Consider the following 14,704-nt stretch of genomic DNA (forward strand, 5'->3'; position numbering starts at 1 on the left):
ATGCAGACCAACTTCTCCCTGGCCCAGCTCGCCGATCCGCAGATGGCGAGGTCCGAACAGGTGCTGCGCGCCTGCGTGCATTGCGGCTTCTGCACCGCCACCTGCCCGACCTATGTGCTGCTGGGCGACGAGCTGGATTCCCCGCGCGGGCGCATCTACCTCATCAAGGACATGCTGGAAAATGACCGGCCGGCCACGGTCGAGGTCGCCCGGCATGTCGACCGCTGCCTCTCCTGCCTGTCCTGCATGACCACGTGCCCCTCGGGCGTGCATTACATGCACCTGATCGACCACGCCCGCGACCATGTCGAGAAGACCTATGACCGCCCGTGGATCGACAAGTTCACCCGCGCCCTGCTGGCGCGCGTGCTGCCCAGCCGCGCGCTGTTCCGTCTCGCGATCGGCGGGGCGATGCTGGCGCGGCCCTTCGCCTTCCTGTTCGAGGGCGTGCCGGCGCTGCGCCCCCTCGCCGCCATGCTGAAGCTGGCGCCCGCGCGCCCCGCCACGCGCTCGGCGAACGAGGGCGAGCGGCGGTTTGCGGCGAAGGGGCCGCGCCGCGCGCGCGTCGCGCTGCTCGACGGCTGCGCCCAGCCAGTGCTGCGGCCGGATATTGACGATGCCGCGATCCGCCTGCTCACCCGCATGGGCGTGGAGGTCGTGCGTCCCGTCGGCGGGGGCTGCTGCGGCTCGCTCACCCACCACATGGGCAAGGAGGAACTGGCGCTGGCCAATGCGCGCGCCAATGTCGGCGCCTGGTCGCGCGAGATCGAGGGCGAGGAACGCGGAGGGCTGGACGCCATCCTCGTCACCACATCCGGCTGCGGCACCACCATCAAGGATTACGGCCACATGCTGCGCGGCGAACCGGCCTATGCCGCGCGCGCCGCCCGGGTCTCGGCGCTGGCGAAGGATGTGAGCGAGTTCCTCGCGGAGCGGGAACTGCCGGTGCCGGTCATCGCCGCCGGCATCCGCGTCGCCTACCACTCGGCCTGCTCGCTGCAGCACGGCCAGCGCGTGCGCACCGCACCGAAAACCCTGCTGTCGTCGGTCGGCTTCACCGTGCTGGAACCCGCCGAGGGGCACCTGTGCTGCGGATCGGCCGGCACCTACAACATCCTGCAGCCGGAGATTGCCGGGCGCCTGCGCGCGCGCAAGGTCGCCAATATCGAGCGCACGGAGCCGCAGATCATTGCCGCCGGCAATATTGGCTGCATGACGCAGATCGGCGGCGGGACCACGATTCCCGTGGTGCATACGGTCGAGCTACTCGACTGGGCGACCGGCGGACCGCTGCCGGCGGGCCTGCCCTCCCTGTCCGCCGCCGCCTGAAACGCCCCGCCTGTCCGACGCGGCGCGGGCGGGCTATGATCGCACCCCGCATCGCTTCGCCCAGAGGCCCCGATGACACGCCCGCGCCTTCTCGTGCTCTCGCTCGGGGGCACTATCACCATGACCGCCTCGGCGGCGGGCGGCATCGCCCCGACGCTGGGGGCGGCCGAACTCGTGGCCGCGGTGCCCGGGCTGGGCGACGTGGCCGACATCGAGGCGCGCTCGCCGCTGCGCCTGCCCAGCCCCTCGCTCACGCTGGAGCACGTCGTCACCGTGGCGGCGGAAATCCGCATGGGCTTCGGCGCCGGGTTTGACGGCGCCATCGTCATCCAGGGCACCGACACGATCGAGGAAACCGCCTTCGCGCTGGACCTGCTGGTGCCCGGCGATCGCCCTGTCGTGGTGGTCGGCGCCATGCGCGGCCCGCAGCAGGCCGGCGCGGACGGTCCGGCCAACCTGCTCGCCGCCGCCCTTGTCGCCGTCGCTCCCGATGCCCGTGGGCTGGGCGCGCTGGCGGTGCTGAACGACACGATCCACGCCGCCCGCTTCGTCCGCAAGGCGCACACCGCGCTGACCTCGGCCTTCGTCTCCGACAATGGCGGGCCGCTCGGGCTGGTGGCGGAAGGCCGGGCGCGTTTCTTCGCGCGGCTGGCGCCGATCGACCTTCCGGCCCTGCACATCATCCCCGGCGAGTTGCCGCCGGTCGCCCTCGTCAAGATGGCGATGGGCGATGACGGGCGCCTGCTGCGGGCGATTCCCGAGCTGGGCTATGCCGGTCTGGTCATCGAAGGGATGGGCGCGGGCCACGTGCCGGCGCCGCTGGCCGATCTGGTCGGCGAGGTCGCGCTGGCCCTGCCGGTCGCGCTGGCCAGCCGGACGCTGGCCGGCCCGGTCTTCGAGCGCACCTATGGCTATGCCGGCTCGGAGATCGACCTGATCGGCCGCGGCGCCCTGCCGGCCGGGCTGCTCTCCGGGCCGAAGGCGCGCGTGCTGCTCGCCCTCGCCCTGAGGGCCGGCTGGGACCGCGCGGCGATCCGCGCGGCGCTGGCCGCCTATGGCTGAGCGCGCTCAGGACGAGCCGATGACGATGCCGGTGATGAGCACGAGCATGCCGCCGAGCACCACCTGCACGATGGCCGAGGTGAACGGCGTCTCCATATAGCGGGTGCGCACCCAGGCGATGGCGGCGAGTTCAAAGGCGACGACCACGCCGGCCACCGCCGTGGCGGTCCAGAAATCGGGGATGAGATAGGGCAGGGTATGGCCGAGCCCGCCCAGCGTCGTCATCACGCCGCAGGCGATGCCGCGTGGCCAGGGACTGCCGCGGCCGGTGATGGCGCCATCGTCCGACAGCGCCTCGGTGAGGCCCATCGAGATGCCGGCGCCGATGGAGGCGGCGAGGCCGACAAGGAAGGCCGCCCAGGAATCCTGCGTGGCGAAGGCCGCCGCGAAGATCGGCGCCAGCGTGGAGATCGACCCGTCGATCAGCCCGGCAAGGCCCGGCTGCACGATCTGCAGCACGAAGATGCGATGGGCGGCCTCGTCCTCGCTCTGCCGCGCGCCGCTGGCCTCGATCTGCCCGCCGAGATCCTGCGCCAGCTTCTCGTGCCGGCTCTCCGCCTCGGCAAGATCGGCGAGCAGCTGGCGCGTATCGGCATCGCGGGCGCGCGCGGCTGCCTTGATGTAGAATTGCTCAGCCTCGTATTCCATCATCTCGGCCTGCTGGCGCACGCTGTCGATGCGCAGCGTCTCCAGCAGCCAGATCGGGTTGCGCTTGAGAAAGCCCTTCACGTCCTGCCGGGTGATGTAGGGCAGCGCGCCGCCGAATTTCGTCTTGTACAGCTCGTGCAGCGCATGCCGATGGCCGTGCTCCTCCTCCGCCATGCGCTCGAACATCGCGGCCGTGGCCGGATAATCGGCGCGCAGCCGGCCGGCGAACTGGAGGTAGATGCGCGCATCCTCCTCCTCGTTGGAAATGGCGAGGGCGAGGATCTCGGCCTCGGTCAGGTCGGCAAAGCGTTTCATCGGCAGCACTCGCGATCAGATTAGAATAACTCTAATCTCATGCCGGCCACCTGTCGATTGACTGTCCGGACGCGCCGCCATGCGTTTCGCGCAGGGGTCTCCGCCCGCCAAACGAAACGGGGCGCCCGAAGGCGCCCCGCTGGATGATGCATGATGCGTCAGGAACGCGCGCGGCCGATCACTCGGCGGCGTCGCCTTCCTTGTCGGCGTCCTTGCTGCCCTTCGCCTCGAGGTCCTCGCCGGTCGCCTGGTCGACGACCTTCATGGACAGGCGGGTCTTGCCGCGCTCGTCGAAGCCCAGCAGCTTGACCTTGACCTTCTCGCCTTCCTTGACCACGTCGGACGGCTTGGACACGCGCTCCTTGGCGAGCTGCGAGACGTGCACGAGCCCGTCCTTGGCGCCGAAGAAGTTCACGAAGGCGCCGAAATCGACGACCTTGACGACGGTGCCATCATAGATCTGGCCGATCTCCGGCTCGGAGGCGATGGACTTGATCCAGTTGAGCGCCGCCTTGATCGATTCGCCCGAGGCCGAAGCCACCTTCACGGTGCCGTCATCCTCGATGTTGATCTTGGCGCCGGTCTTCTCGACGATCTCGCGGATGACCTTGCCGCCGGAGCCGATGACTTCGCGGATCTTGTCGACCGGGATCTGGATCACCTCGATGCGCGGGGCATGTTCGCCGAGCTCGGCGCGGGCGCCGGTGAGCGACTTGGCCATCTCGCCGAGAATATGCGCGCGGCCATCCTTCGCCTGGGCGAGGGCGACCTGCATGATCTCCTCGGTGATGCCGGCGATCTTGATGTCCATCTGCAGGGCGGTGACGCCCTTGTCGGTGCCGGCCACCTTGAAGTCCATGTCGCCGAGGTGATCCTCGTCGCCGAGGATGTCGGAGAGCACGGCGAACTTCTCACCCTCGAGGATGAGGCCCATGGCAATGCCCGCCACCGGACGGCGCAGCGGCACGCCGGCATCCATCAGCGCCAGCGAGGTGCCGCAGACGGTCGCCATGGAGGAGGAGCCGTTCGACTCCAGGATCTCCGACACGGCGCGCAGCGTGTAGGGGAACTCATGCGCGGGCGGCAGGATCGGGCGGATGGCGCGCCAGGCGAGCTTGCCGTGGCCGATCTCGCGGCGGCCGGGCGAACCCATGCGGCCGGTCTCGCCAACCGAGAAGGGGGGGAAGTTGTAGTGCAGCAGGAAGCGCTCCTTGTAGGTGCCTTCCAGGCTGTCGATGAACTGCTCGTCCTCGCCGGTGCCGAGCGTGGCGACCACGAGGGCCTGCGTCTCGCCGCGGGTGAACAGCGCCGAGCCGTGGGCGCGCGGCAGCACGCTGGCTTCGGCGACGATCGGGCGGACCGTCTTGGTGTCGCGGCCGTCGATGCGCACGCCATCGTCGAGGATGGTCCAGCGCACGATCTTGGCTTCGAGCCCCTTGAGGACCTCGGAGAGCACCTGACCGTCCGGAACCGGCTGGCCTTCGGCCGCCAGCGCGGCGTAATGCGCCTTCGCCTTCGCCTTGGCCGCGCCGACCGCGTCATAGCGATCCTGCTTGCGGGCGATCTTGTAGGCGGCGCGCAGGTCCTGCTCGATCAGGCCGCGCAGTTCGGCTTCGAGCGCCGAATGGTCCGGAGCGACGAAATCGCGCGGTTCCTTGGCGGCCTTCTCGGCGAGGCGGATGATGGCCTCGATCACCGGCTGGAAGTGGCGGTGGCCGAACATGACCGCGCCGAGCATCACTTCCTCGGACAGTTCCTTGGCCTCGGACTCCACCATCAGCACGGCGTCGGCGGTGCCGGCGACCACGAGGTCGAGCGCCGATTCCTTCAGCTCGTCGCTGGTCGGATTGAGCACGTATTCATTGTCGATGAAGCCGACCCGGGCGCCGCCCACCGGGCCCATGAAGGGCACGCCGGAGAGGGTGAGCGCGGCGGACGAGGCGACCAGCGCGACGATGTCGGGATCGTTCTCGAGGTCGTGCGACAGCACGGTGATGACGACCTGGGTGTCGTTCTTGTAGCCGTCGGCGAAGAGCGGGCGGATCGGGCGGTCGATGAGGCGGGAGACCAGCGTCTCCTTCTCGCTCGGGCGCCCTTCGCGCTTGAAATAGCCACCGGGAATGCGACCGGCCGCGTAGGCCTTTTCCTGGTAGTTGACGGTCAGCGGGAAGAAGTCCTGGCCGGGCTTGGGCGCCTTGGCGGAGACGGCGGTGGCGAGGACGGTGGTGTCGCCATAGGTCGCGAGCACGGCGCCGTCAGCCTGGCGCGCCATGCGGCCGGTCTCGAGAACGAGCGTGCGCCCGCCCCAGTCGAGTTCCTCGCGGTGAATATCGAACATGTCTGTCTCTGGCTTTCCGAAGCGGGGCCATGGGCAAGACGGCGAGAGGCTCGGGCACGTGCCCCGAGCCTCCGGCGATCCTGCCATGGCGCGCCGCTTCTCATCGGTCGCGGCGAGCCCCATGCCCGCCGCTCTTGCGGTATCGGCGCGGGCGGACCATCCGCTGCACCGTCTTCCGGAGCCTGTTCCGCAAGGGCCGAGGGGCACCTGCCGCGAACACGCTCCACGTCATCCTGCAGGTGCCTGCCCGTCGGTCCGGCCTTCCGGTCGGCAAGCAGGGCGCCCATGCGCACGAGGCCCGCACCGTCGCGGTGCGAGCCTCGCGTCGAAGGTCAGCGGCGGATGCCCAGCCGCGCGATCAGCGACTTGTAGCGGGCTTCCTCGGTCTTCTTGAGATAGTCGAGGAGGCCGCGACGGGCCGAGACCATCTTGAGCAGGCCGCGGCGGGAATGATTGTCCTTCGCGTGGCCCTTGAAGTGCCCGGTGAGGTTGGCGATGCGCTCGGTGAGGATCGCGACCTGCACCTCGGCCGAACCGGTATCGCCCGGCTTGGTGGCGTATTCCTGGATGAGCGCCTGCTTGCGCTCGGCAGTGATCGACATCGGATCGTCCTTTCGATTCTGACGGTGAAAGTGGCGAACGCCGCGGCAGATCCCTCCGGGATCTCGTGCCGCTCTCGTTCGCCGGTTCCGCAGTTCGGCCGGGCCGGGATGTCGTCCAGCGCGGTCGAAGGATTGCGGATCGCGCGGACAAGGGTCCGCGACGCGGGCGCAAGATACACGAAAACGCCAATCTGGCTAGCGTCAACTGTGCCAGGCGCCGCGCCGGCCGCGCCGGCCGCGGCGGGGATGACGACGCCCGGCGCGCGCCCACGCGCCGGGCGAGCCGCCTACTTGCCCGAATGGAAGATCCGCTTGGGGTGGATCTCCCCGGCCTCGGCCTCGCCGAGCGCGACGAGGCGCCCGCCGGCGGTGATCGCCACCGGTCCCTCGAGGATCGGCGCGTCGCGGCCGCGCAGGATGATCGGCTGGCCATGAACGAGCCGCGCGGCATCGGCCGGCGAGACGCGCAGCGAGGGCAGCGTATCGAGGCCGATCGACACCGGGCGCAGCGCCTGCATGGGCGCGGCATCGTCCATCGCCTCGGAAATCGCGCGCAGCGTCGCCAGCGGCACGAGTTCCTCCTCGGCGAAGGTGCCCACGCGGGTGCGGCGCAGGGCCGAGATATGGCCGCGCGTGCCCAGCCGCTGGCCCATGTCGCGGGCCAGCGAGCGTACATAGGTGCCCTTGCCGCACTCGGTCTCGAACACCGCGTGGTCGGCGTCCGGCATCTCCACAAGGTCGAGCGAGTGGACGATGACGGTGCGCGCGACCAGTTCCACCTCGATGCCTTCGCGGGCGAGGTCATAGGCGCGCTCGCCATTGATCTTCAGTGCCGAGAACTGCGGCGGCACCTGCTCGATCTCGCCACGGAACTCGTCGAGGATCGACAGGATGGCCTCACGCGAGGGGCGTTCGTCGGCGGTCGCGATCGCCTTGCCCTCGCTGTCGTCGGTGTCGGTCTGCACGCCCCAGCGGACGGTGAAGCGATAGACCTTGCGGCCTTCCATCACGAAGGGAACCGTCTTGGTGGCTTCGCCCAGCGCGATGGGCAGGCAGCCGGAGGCGAGCGGATCGAGCGTGCCGGCATGGCCCGCCTTCTTGGCCTGGAACAGCCATTTCACCGCGCCCACCGCCTGGGTGGAGGTCATGCCGACCGGCTTGTCGAGCAGCACCCAGCCGTCAAGGTCGCGCTTGGGGCGGCGCTTGCGCTCCGGCGCCGCGCGCGGGGCGGGCGCCCGCTCGGCAGCGGTCTCGTCGCCGGCGTCGACGCGCGGCGCCGGATCCATCGGAACCTCGTCAATCGGCGCCTGCTGGGCGAAAGGGGCGTTCATCGGGCGTCCTCGTGGTCGTTCTGGCCGTCGTCGTTCTTGTCGTCGTCATTCCTGTCGAGATCGCGCTGCACTTGCGGCGAGCGCAGCAAGGCGTCGATGCGCCCTCCCTCCTCGAAGGACGTGTCGATGCGGAAGCGCAGTTCGGGCACGAATTTCAGCTCGACCCGGCGCGCGATCTCCCCGCGCAGCGGCTTGGCATTGGTCGCCAGCGCCTCGATCGCCGCCTTCGGGTCCTTGCCGCCGAGCGGCATGACGAAACAGGTGGCGATCTTGAGGTCCGGGCTCATCCGCACCTCGGGAACGGTGATCAGCACCTTGGACAGCGCCGGATCCGCGACATCGCCCCGCGCCAGAATATCGGCGAGGGCATGGCGCACCAGTTCGCCCACGCGCAACTGGCGCTGGCTCGGGCCTGCGCCCGAGCTCGCTTTGTTCTTCATGATTCACAAACCTTCAAGGCCCCCGCCGGTGAACCGGATCGATGGGGCCGGCCTCGACCGGAGCGAGCGGGCTTGGACCGCTCGCTCCCGTGGAAAATCCGCGCCCGGCCGACGGCGTATGCCGAGCCTGCGCGGGGCGCGCGCTTCCCGCGCACGGGAAGCGGCAGGGCGGCGCGCGTCAGAGCGTGCGCTGCACGACCTCGACGCGGTAGCACTCGATGGTGTCGCCCGCGCGCATGTCCTGGTAGTTCTCGAAGGACATGCCGCACTCCTGGCCCGACTGCACGACGTTGACCGCATCCTTGAAGCGGTTGAGCGTCGACAGCTTGCCTTCGTGGATCACCACGTTGTCGCGGATCAGGCGGACATGCTGGCCGCGCTCGACCGTGCCGTCGGTGACCAGGCAGCCGGCGACCTTGCCGACCTTGGAGACCGCGAAGATCTCCTTGATCACGGCATTGCCGAGCATGGTCTCGCGGTTGATCGGCGCGAGCAGGCCACCCATCGCCGCCTTCACGTCATCCACCAGGTCGTAGATGATGTTGTACTGGCGGATCTCGATGCCGGCACGCTCGGCCGCGTCGCGGGCTTCCTTGTTGGCACGCACGTTGAACGCGATGATCGCCGCGCCCGCCGTCTCGGCCAGCGTCACGTCGCTCTCGTTCACGCCGCCCGCGCCGGAATGGATGATGCGGGCCTGCACTTCGTCGGTGCCGAGCTTCTCCAGCGAGGAGATGATCGCCTCGACAGAGCCGGACACGTCACCCTTGATGATGAGCGGGAATTCCTTCCGGCCGGTGGTCTTGGCCTGGCTCATCATCTGCTCCAGCGAGCCGCGGATGGTGGCGGAACGGGCCGCCGCCTTCTCGCGCTTCTGGCGCTGGCGATAGTCGGTGATCTCGCGGGCGCGGGCCTCGTTCTCCACCACGGCGAGACGGTCGCCCGCCTCCGGCGTGCTGTTGAAGCCGAGTACCTCGACCGGGAAGGACGGGCCCGCCGCGGTGACGTTGGCGCCCTTGTCGTCGATCAGCGCGCGCACGCGGCCGAATTCCGCGCCGGCGACCACGATGTCGCCGACATGCAGCGTGCCGCGCTGCACCAGCACGGTCGCCACCGGACCGCGGCCCCGATCGAGCTTGGCTTCGATGACCGTGCCTTCCGCGACGCGGTGCGGGTTGGCCTTGAGGTCGAGCACTTCCGCCTGCAGGGTGATGGCTTCCAGCAGCTTGTCGAGGTTGGTCTGCGCCTTGGCCGACACTTCCACTTCGAGCGTGTCGCCGCCGAGACTTTCGACCTGGACCTCGTATTGCAGCAGCTCGGTGCGCACGCGCTCCGGCTTCGCATCGGGCTTGTCGACCTTGTTGATCGCCACGATCAGCGGCACCTTGGCGGCGCGGGCGTGGTTGATCGCCTCGATCGTCTGCGGCATGACGCCGTCATCGGCCGCCACGACCAGCACCACGATATCCGTCACCTTGGCGCCGCGGGCGCGCATGGCGGTGAACGCCGCATGGCCGGGCGTGTCGATGAAGGTGATCTTGCCGCCGAGCGGCGATGTCACCTGATAGGCCCCGATATGCTGGGTGATGCCACCGGCCTCGCCGGAGACGACGTTGGCCTTGCGGATGGCGTCGAGCAGCGAGGTCTTGCCGTGGTCGACATGGCCCATGATGGTGACGACCGGGGGACGCGACTCCAGATCCTCGTCGGTGTCGGCCGTGTCGAACAGGCCTTCCTCGACGTCGGATTCGGCGACGCGGCGCACGGTGTGGCCGAGTTCCTCGGCCAGCAGCTGGGCGGTATCGGCGTCGATCACGTCGGTGATCTTCACCATCTGGCCCTGCTTCATCAGCAGGCGGATGACGTCGACCGCGCGCTCGGCCATGCGGTTGGCGAGTTCCTGGATGGAAATCGTCTCCGGGACCGTGACCTCGCGGGCGATCTTTTCCTTGGTCTCGACATGGCGATGGCCGCTCATGCGCTGGGTGCGGCGGCGGAACGAGGCCACCGAACGCTGGCGCTCGTCATCACCCGACTGGGCGGTGACGACGGTCAGGCGGCCGCGGCTCTTCTCAGGCCCGGCAGCCGGACGGGTCGGCTTGGCGGGGACGGCGGGACGGGCGGGCGCGCCACCGGGACCACGGCGAACCGGACGGCGATCGTCTTCCTCGGCATCCATGGCCGGGTTGCTGCGCGGCGTCGCCACGCGCGGCGCACCCGCCGGGGTGGTGGCGGTCGGCGCGGGCGTGGTCGTGCGCGGACCGGACGAACCGGGACGCGAGGCGGCCGGGGCAGACGCCCCCCCGCGCGGCGCCGAGGCCGGCGCAGCTCCCTGCGACGACGCAGCCGCGCCGGCATGACCGGGGTTTTCCTCGCCGAAGCGCTTGCGCGCCTCCTGCTCGGACTTGCGCTTGGCTTCTTCCTCGAAGGCGCGGCGGGCCTCTTCCTCACGCTTGCGCGCTTCGGCGGCCTCGCGCTCGATCTTCTCGCGCGCCTCGCGCTCGGCGCGGCGAACGGCTTCTTCCTCGGCGCGGCGGCGCTCCTCGACCTCGCGCAGGCGGGCGTCCTGCAGCGCGGCGGTACGGGCGCGGGCCTCTTCCTCGGTCAGCGAGCGCAGCACCACGCCGCCCGGGCGCGAGCCCTGCGGCGCCGGGCGCGGGCCCGACAGATTGGCGTTGGGCGAGGGCTGGGTGCGCAGCGGCGGGCGGCTCTGCACGTTGCTGGGCGCGGGGCGCGGAGCCTGCGTCTGGGCGGACGGTCCCGGAGAAGAGGGTGCCGGCGACGCGGCCTGCGGCGCCTCGGGCTTGTCGCCCGGGCCGAGGACACGGCGCTTCACCTTCTCCACCACGACGGACTTGGACCGCCCATGGCTGAAGCTCTGGCGGACGACGCCCTGCTCGACAGGTCGCTTGAGCGTGAGGGTCTTCCCCCCCTGGCCAGTACCCTGGCCAACGCCCACCGTCTTCTCGCCCGGGTTCTTCGTATCGGTCATTCGATATCCGTTCCTGTGCATCCCCGCCCCTTGCGGGAATGCGTCACCTGCGGTCCGCCGGCCTCAATGCGGGGCTCTCAAGGTTCAGATGGAAACACCTGATCGACGAGAAAATGCTCCAGCTCATTGAGACTGAAGCATTTTCTCGTCGCCCGGATGGTTCCATCCGAACGCTGAACTGCCCTTAGTCGGCGTACCAGCCTTCAAGTCGTCTGACACGCGCGAGAAAGCCCGCGCTGGTCGGATGCGCAAGCAGCGCAGCATGTACCACATTTGCCCGCCCTAGCGCCAAGTCCAATTGCACGCCGGGGAAGGCATCGATGCGGGCGATCTTGCGTCCGCCCGCCTCAACGATGCGCCGGGCCAGTCCGTCGAGCTTGCCGGCCCCGTCGGGAGCGGCGTCGCGGGCATGGACCAGCACGGCGACCTTTCCGCCCGTGAGGGCGTCGATCACCTTCATGTTGCCCGTCACCACCTGCCCCGCCTTGTTGGCGAGGGCGAGGGCGCCGAGCGCGTCCTTCTCGAGCAGGTGCCCGACCAGCTCCGGCAGCGCCGGATCGGCGCGGCCCTTGCCGCGGAAGGCACGCCCGAAGGCCTTCCTCTTCATCGCCTCGACCACCGCGCCGCGCCGGGCCGTGACCCAGGCGCCACGCCCGGGGAGCCGGGCCGCGATGTCCGGCACCACGAGACCATCGGGGCCCACCACGAAGCGGATGAGTTCCCCCACCGGCTTCACGGTGCGCGTGGCGAGGCAGAGCCGCGTCAGCGCCCGACGGACCGTCTCCGGTCCCTCGTCGGTCTCCACGGCATCGACCTCGGCGGCCGGAGCGTCACCGGGCCCTTCGCCCGCGACGTCCACCGACGAGTCCACCCCGACAGAGGCCGCGGTGTCGCTGGCGGGGACCGACGCGGACATGTCCGCCTCCGCCCCGGCCGATGCCGCTTCTGCCTGCACGGGTGCCACGCTCCTGCTCACCAGCCTCGGACCTCAGGGACCAGACCCCGCGCCTCAGGCGCGGGTCTCGTCCGCCTCGACCTCGGCTTCGGCTTCTTCCTCGCCTTCCTCGGCGACGACCTCGTCGGCCTCGATCCAGCCGGCCTTCACGCGGGCCTGCATGATCAGCGCCTCGGCATCCTCGCGCGACAGCTGGAAACCTTCCAGCGCACCGGAGATGCGCACGGTCTCGCCATCCTTGCGCTCGGTCCAGCCGGTGAGATCATCGGTGGCACAGCCGGCGAGATCCTCGACCGTCTTGATGTCGTTCTCACCGAACGCCACCAGCATGGGCGAGGTCACGCCCGGCACGTCGCGCAGTTCATCGGCGACGCCGAGCTCGCGGCGGCGGGCGTCGAAATCCGCCTCGACCTGCGCCAGATGGTTCAGCGCGCGGTTCTGCAGTTCCTGCGCCGTGTCCTCGTCGAAGCCCTCGATGGAGGCGAGTTCGTTGACCGGGACATAGGCGATCTCCTCGACATTCGAGAAGCCTTCCGAGGCCAGAAGCTGGCCCATCATCTCGTCGAGGTCGAGTGCCTCGGCGAAGATCTTCGAGCGCTCGGCGAATTCCTTCTGCCGCCGCTCGCTCTCTTCCGCTTCCGTCATGATGTCGATGTCCCAGCCTGTAAGCTGGGACGCAAGGCGGACATTCTGACCGCGGCGGCCGATCGCCAGGCTTAACTGGGCATCCGGGACCACGACTTCAATACGCTCGCGGTCCTCGTCAAGCACGACCTTGACCACTTCGGCCGGGGCGAGGGCGTTGACGATGAAGGTGGCGACGTCGTCCGACCACGGAATGATGTCGATCTTCTCGCCCTGCAGCTCGTTCACCACGGCCTGCACGCGCGAGCCGCGCATGCCGACGCAGGCGCCGACCGGATCGACCGAGGAATCGCGCGAGGTCACGGCGATCTTGGCACGCGAGCCCGGATCGCGGGCCACGGCCTTGATCTCGACGATGCCGTCATAGATTTCCGGCACTTCCTGCGCGAACAGCTTCGACATGAACTGGGGATGGGTGCGCGACAGGAAGATCTGCGGGCCGCGCAGTTCGCGGCGCACGTCATAGACATAGGCGCGGATGCGGTCGCCGACCTTGAACACTTCGCGCGGCAGCAATTCGTCGCGGCGCAGCGAGGCTTCGCCCTTGCCGAGGTCCACGACCACGTTGCCATATTCGACGCGCTTGACCGCGCCGTTGATGACCTCGCCGATGCGGTCCTTGAATTCCTCGTATTGCCGGTCGCGCTCGGCCTCGCGCACCTTCTGCACGATCACCTGCTTGGCGGACTGCGCGGCGATGCGGCCGAAGTCGAAGGGCGGCAGCGTGTCGGCGATGGTGTCGCCGACCTGCGCCGCCGGATTGTGCCGGCGGGCGGAGACGATCTCGATTTCGGTGGACGGGTTGTCCACCTGGTCGACGACCAGCAGATGGCGGGCGAGGCGCAGCTCGCCGGTACGCGCATTGATCTCGGCGTGGATGTCGGTCTCGGCGCCGTAGCGCGAGCGGGCCGCCTTGGCGATCGCATCTTCCATGGCGGCGATGACGATGCTCCGGTCGATCGATTTCTCCCGCGCGACCGCGTCGGCGATCTGCAGGAGTTCGAGCCGGTTTGCGCTGACCACTGCCATCAGTGGATCTCCTTCGCGGTGGATGTGCGTTTGGCGTTGGACTTCTTGCCGGGCTTCGCCGCGCCCTTGGGCTTCAGCATCGCCTTGGCCTTCGGCTTGCCGCGGACGGGCATCTTCTTCGGCGGCACGACGCGGACGGCGACCGCCTCGCCGGCGTCCACCTCGTCGCCGTCGTCCTCGCCGTCGAGAGGGGCGTCGCCCAGATCGGCGGTGTCGATATCGTCCTCGTCGATCCCGGCGCCCTCGCGCAGCGCCTTGTCGCGGCGCAGGGCCTCGCGGATCAGCGCTTCGGTCATGACGAGGCGCGCCTCGCCGATATCGGCGATCGGCAGCGTCGCCGTGTCGGGCGTCCCGGCCGGCGCGTCGGGCAGGCGAACCAGCGCCGTACCCTCCTTCGCGCCGATCAGCAGGCCGCGGAAGCGCTTGCGCCCCTCCACCGGCACGGCCATTTCGACCTTCACCTCATGGCCGGCCCAGCGCTCGAAATCGGAGATGCGCACCAGCGGCCGGTCGATGCCGGGCGAGGACATTTCGAGGTTGTAGGCACCGGAAATCGGGTCCTCGACATCGAGCACGGGCGAGATGGCGCGGCTGGCAGCCTCGCATTCCTCGATGCCGAAGCCGCCATCCGGCCGTTCGGCCATGATCTGCAGCGTCGGCGAATGGCCACCGGTGATCTTCACCCGCACCAGCCGGAAGCCGAGACCTTCCAGCACCGGGCCGACGATGCCGGCGACACGCGCGGCCGGCCCGGCCTCGGTCACCAGGCGGGGTTCGTCAAGGCGGGGTTCGCCGGCACCGCTGGCCGGCGCGACGATCTCTTCAGCGGGGTGATTGTCTTGTTCGCTCATCCGTCCTGCCCGGACCCACACGGCCCGTAATGCAAAAAGAGCGGGCTCCGGTGGCGGAACCCACTCTCAACCGACCAGATAGTCGCTATGAGAATTAGTGAATGACCGTCTTATACATCCAAATGACGGACCGGCGCAAGCCGAGCGACGGCCGAGTGGCGGCCGGG

At 69.4% G+C, this 14,704-nt stretch carries 11 protein-coding genes; 2 read left to right on the plus strand and 9 right to left on the minus strand.

The window, feature by feature from the left end:
* Together glcF and QOZ99_RS09715 are read left to right on the plus strand one after the other, a co-directional pair.
* Positions 1–1,329 carry a glycolate oxidase subunit GlcF gene (gene glcF / locus QOZ99_RS09710; protein ID WP_306889774.1) on the plus strand — a complete coding sequence of 443 codons (1,329 nt, stop codon included), beginning with the start codon at positions 1–3 and terminating at the stop codon, positions 1,327–1,329.
* Positions 1,330–1,401: 72 nt separating this feature from the next.
* On the plus strand, positions 1,402–2,391 hold the full coding sequence (locus tag QOZ99_RS09715) for an asparaginase (RefSeq protein WP_306889775.1): 990 nt from the start codon (positions 1,402–1,404) through the stop codon (positions 2,389–2,391).
* Positions 2,392–2,397: 6 nt separating this feature from the next.
* Here QOZ99_RS09715 and mbfA read toward each other — a convergent pair whose 3' ends face one another.
* The 9 genes from mbfA to rimP form a co-directional block, all read right to left on the minus strand.
* Positions 2,398–3,354, minus strand: coding sequence for an iron exporter MbfA (gene mbfA, locus QOZ99_RS09720; protein ID WP_306889776.1), 957 nt, complete (start codon positions 3,352–3,354; stop codon positions 2,398–2,400).
* Between the two features lie 178 nt (positions 3,355–3,532).
* Entirely contained in the window at positions 3,533–5,692 is a 2,160-nt protein-coding gene (pnp, locus tag QOZ99_RS09725) for a polyribonucleotide nucleotidyltransferase (protein WP_306889777.1), read from the minus strand.
* 332 nt (positions 5,693–6,024) lie between these two features.
* Positions 6,025–6,294, minus strand: a complete 270-nt coding sequence (gene rpsO, locus QOZ99_RS09730) for a 30S ribosomal protein S15 (protein WP_183188857.1) — start codon at positions 6,292–6,294, stop codon at positions 6,025–6,027.
* A 287-nt stretch (positions 6,295–6,581) separates the two neighbouring features.
* Positions 6,582–7,580, minus strand: a complete 999-nt coding sequence (truB, locus tag QOZ99_RS09735; protein WP_306889936.1) for a tRNA pseudouridine(55) synthase TruB — start codon at positions 7,578–7,580, stop codon at positions 6,582–6,584.
* 41 nt (positions 7,581–7,621) lie between these two features.
* Positions 7,622–8,065 (minus strand): 30S ribosome-binding factor RbfA, encoded by a 444-nt coding sequence (rbfA, locus tag QOZ99_RS09740; RefSeq protein WP_183188855.1) that lies wholly within the window; start codon positions 8,063–8,065, stop codon positions 7,622–7,624.
* A 178-nt stretch (positions 8,066–8,243) separates the two neighbouring features.
* The gene (infB, locus tag QOZ99_RS09745; protein ID WP_306889778.1) at positions 8,244–11,057 is read right to left on the minus strand and encodes a translation initiation factor IF-2; all 2,814 of its coding nucleotides are present in this window, start codon (positions 11,055–11,057) and stop codon (positions 8,244–8,246) included.
* A gap of 184 nt (positions 11,058–11,241) precedes the next feature.
* Positions 11,242–11,973, minus strand: coding sequence for an RNA-binding protein (locus QOZ99_RS09750; RefSeq protein WP_306889779.1), 732 nt, complete (start codon positions 11,971–11,973; stop codon positions 11,242–11,244).
* A 93-nt stretch (positions 11,974–12,066) separates the two neighbouring features.
* A complete protein-coding gene (nusA, locus tag QOZ99_RS09755) occupies positions 12,067–13,686 on the minus strand; it encodes a transcription termination factor NusA (protein ID WP_306889780.1) in 1,620 nt (539 codons plus the stop codon).
* The gene (gene rimP / locus QOZ99_RS09760; protein ID WP_306889782.1) at positions 13,686–14,537 is read right to left on the minus strand and encodes a ribosome maturation factor RimP; all 852 of its coding nucleotides are present in this window, start codon (positions 14,535–14,537) and stop codon (positions 13,686–13,688) included. Before rimP ends, nusA begins: the two co-directional genes overlap by 1 nt.
* Between the last annotated feature and the right edge of the window lie 167 nt (positions 14,538–14,704).

The organism is Ancylobacter amanitiformis, from assembly GCF_030814815.1.
Classification (GTDB): Bacteria; Pseudomonadota; Alphaproteobacteria; order Rhizobiales; family Xanthobacteraceae; genus Ancylobacter; species Ancylobacter amanitiformis.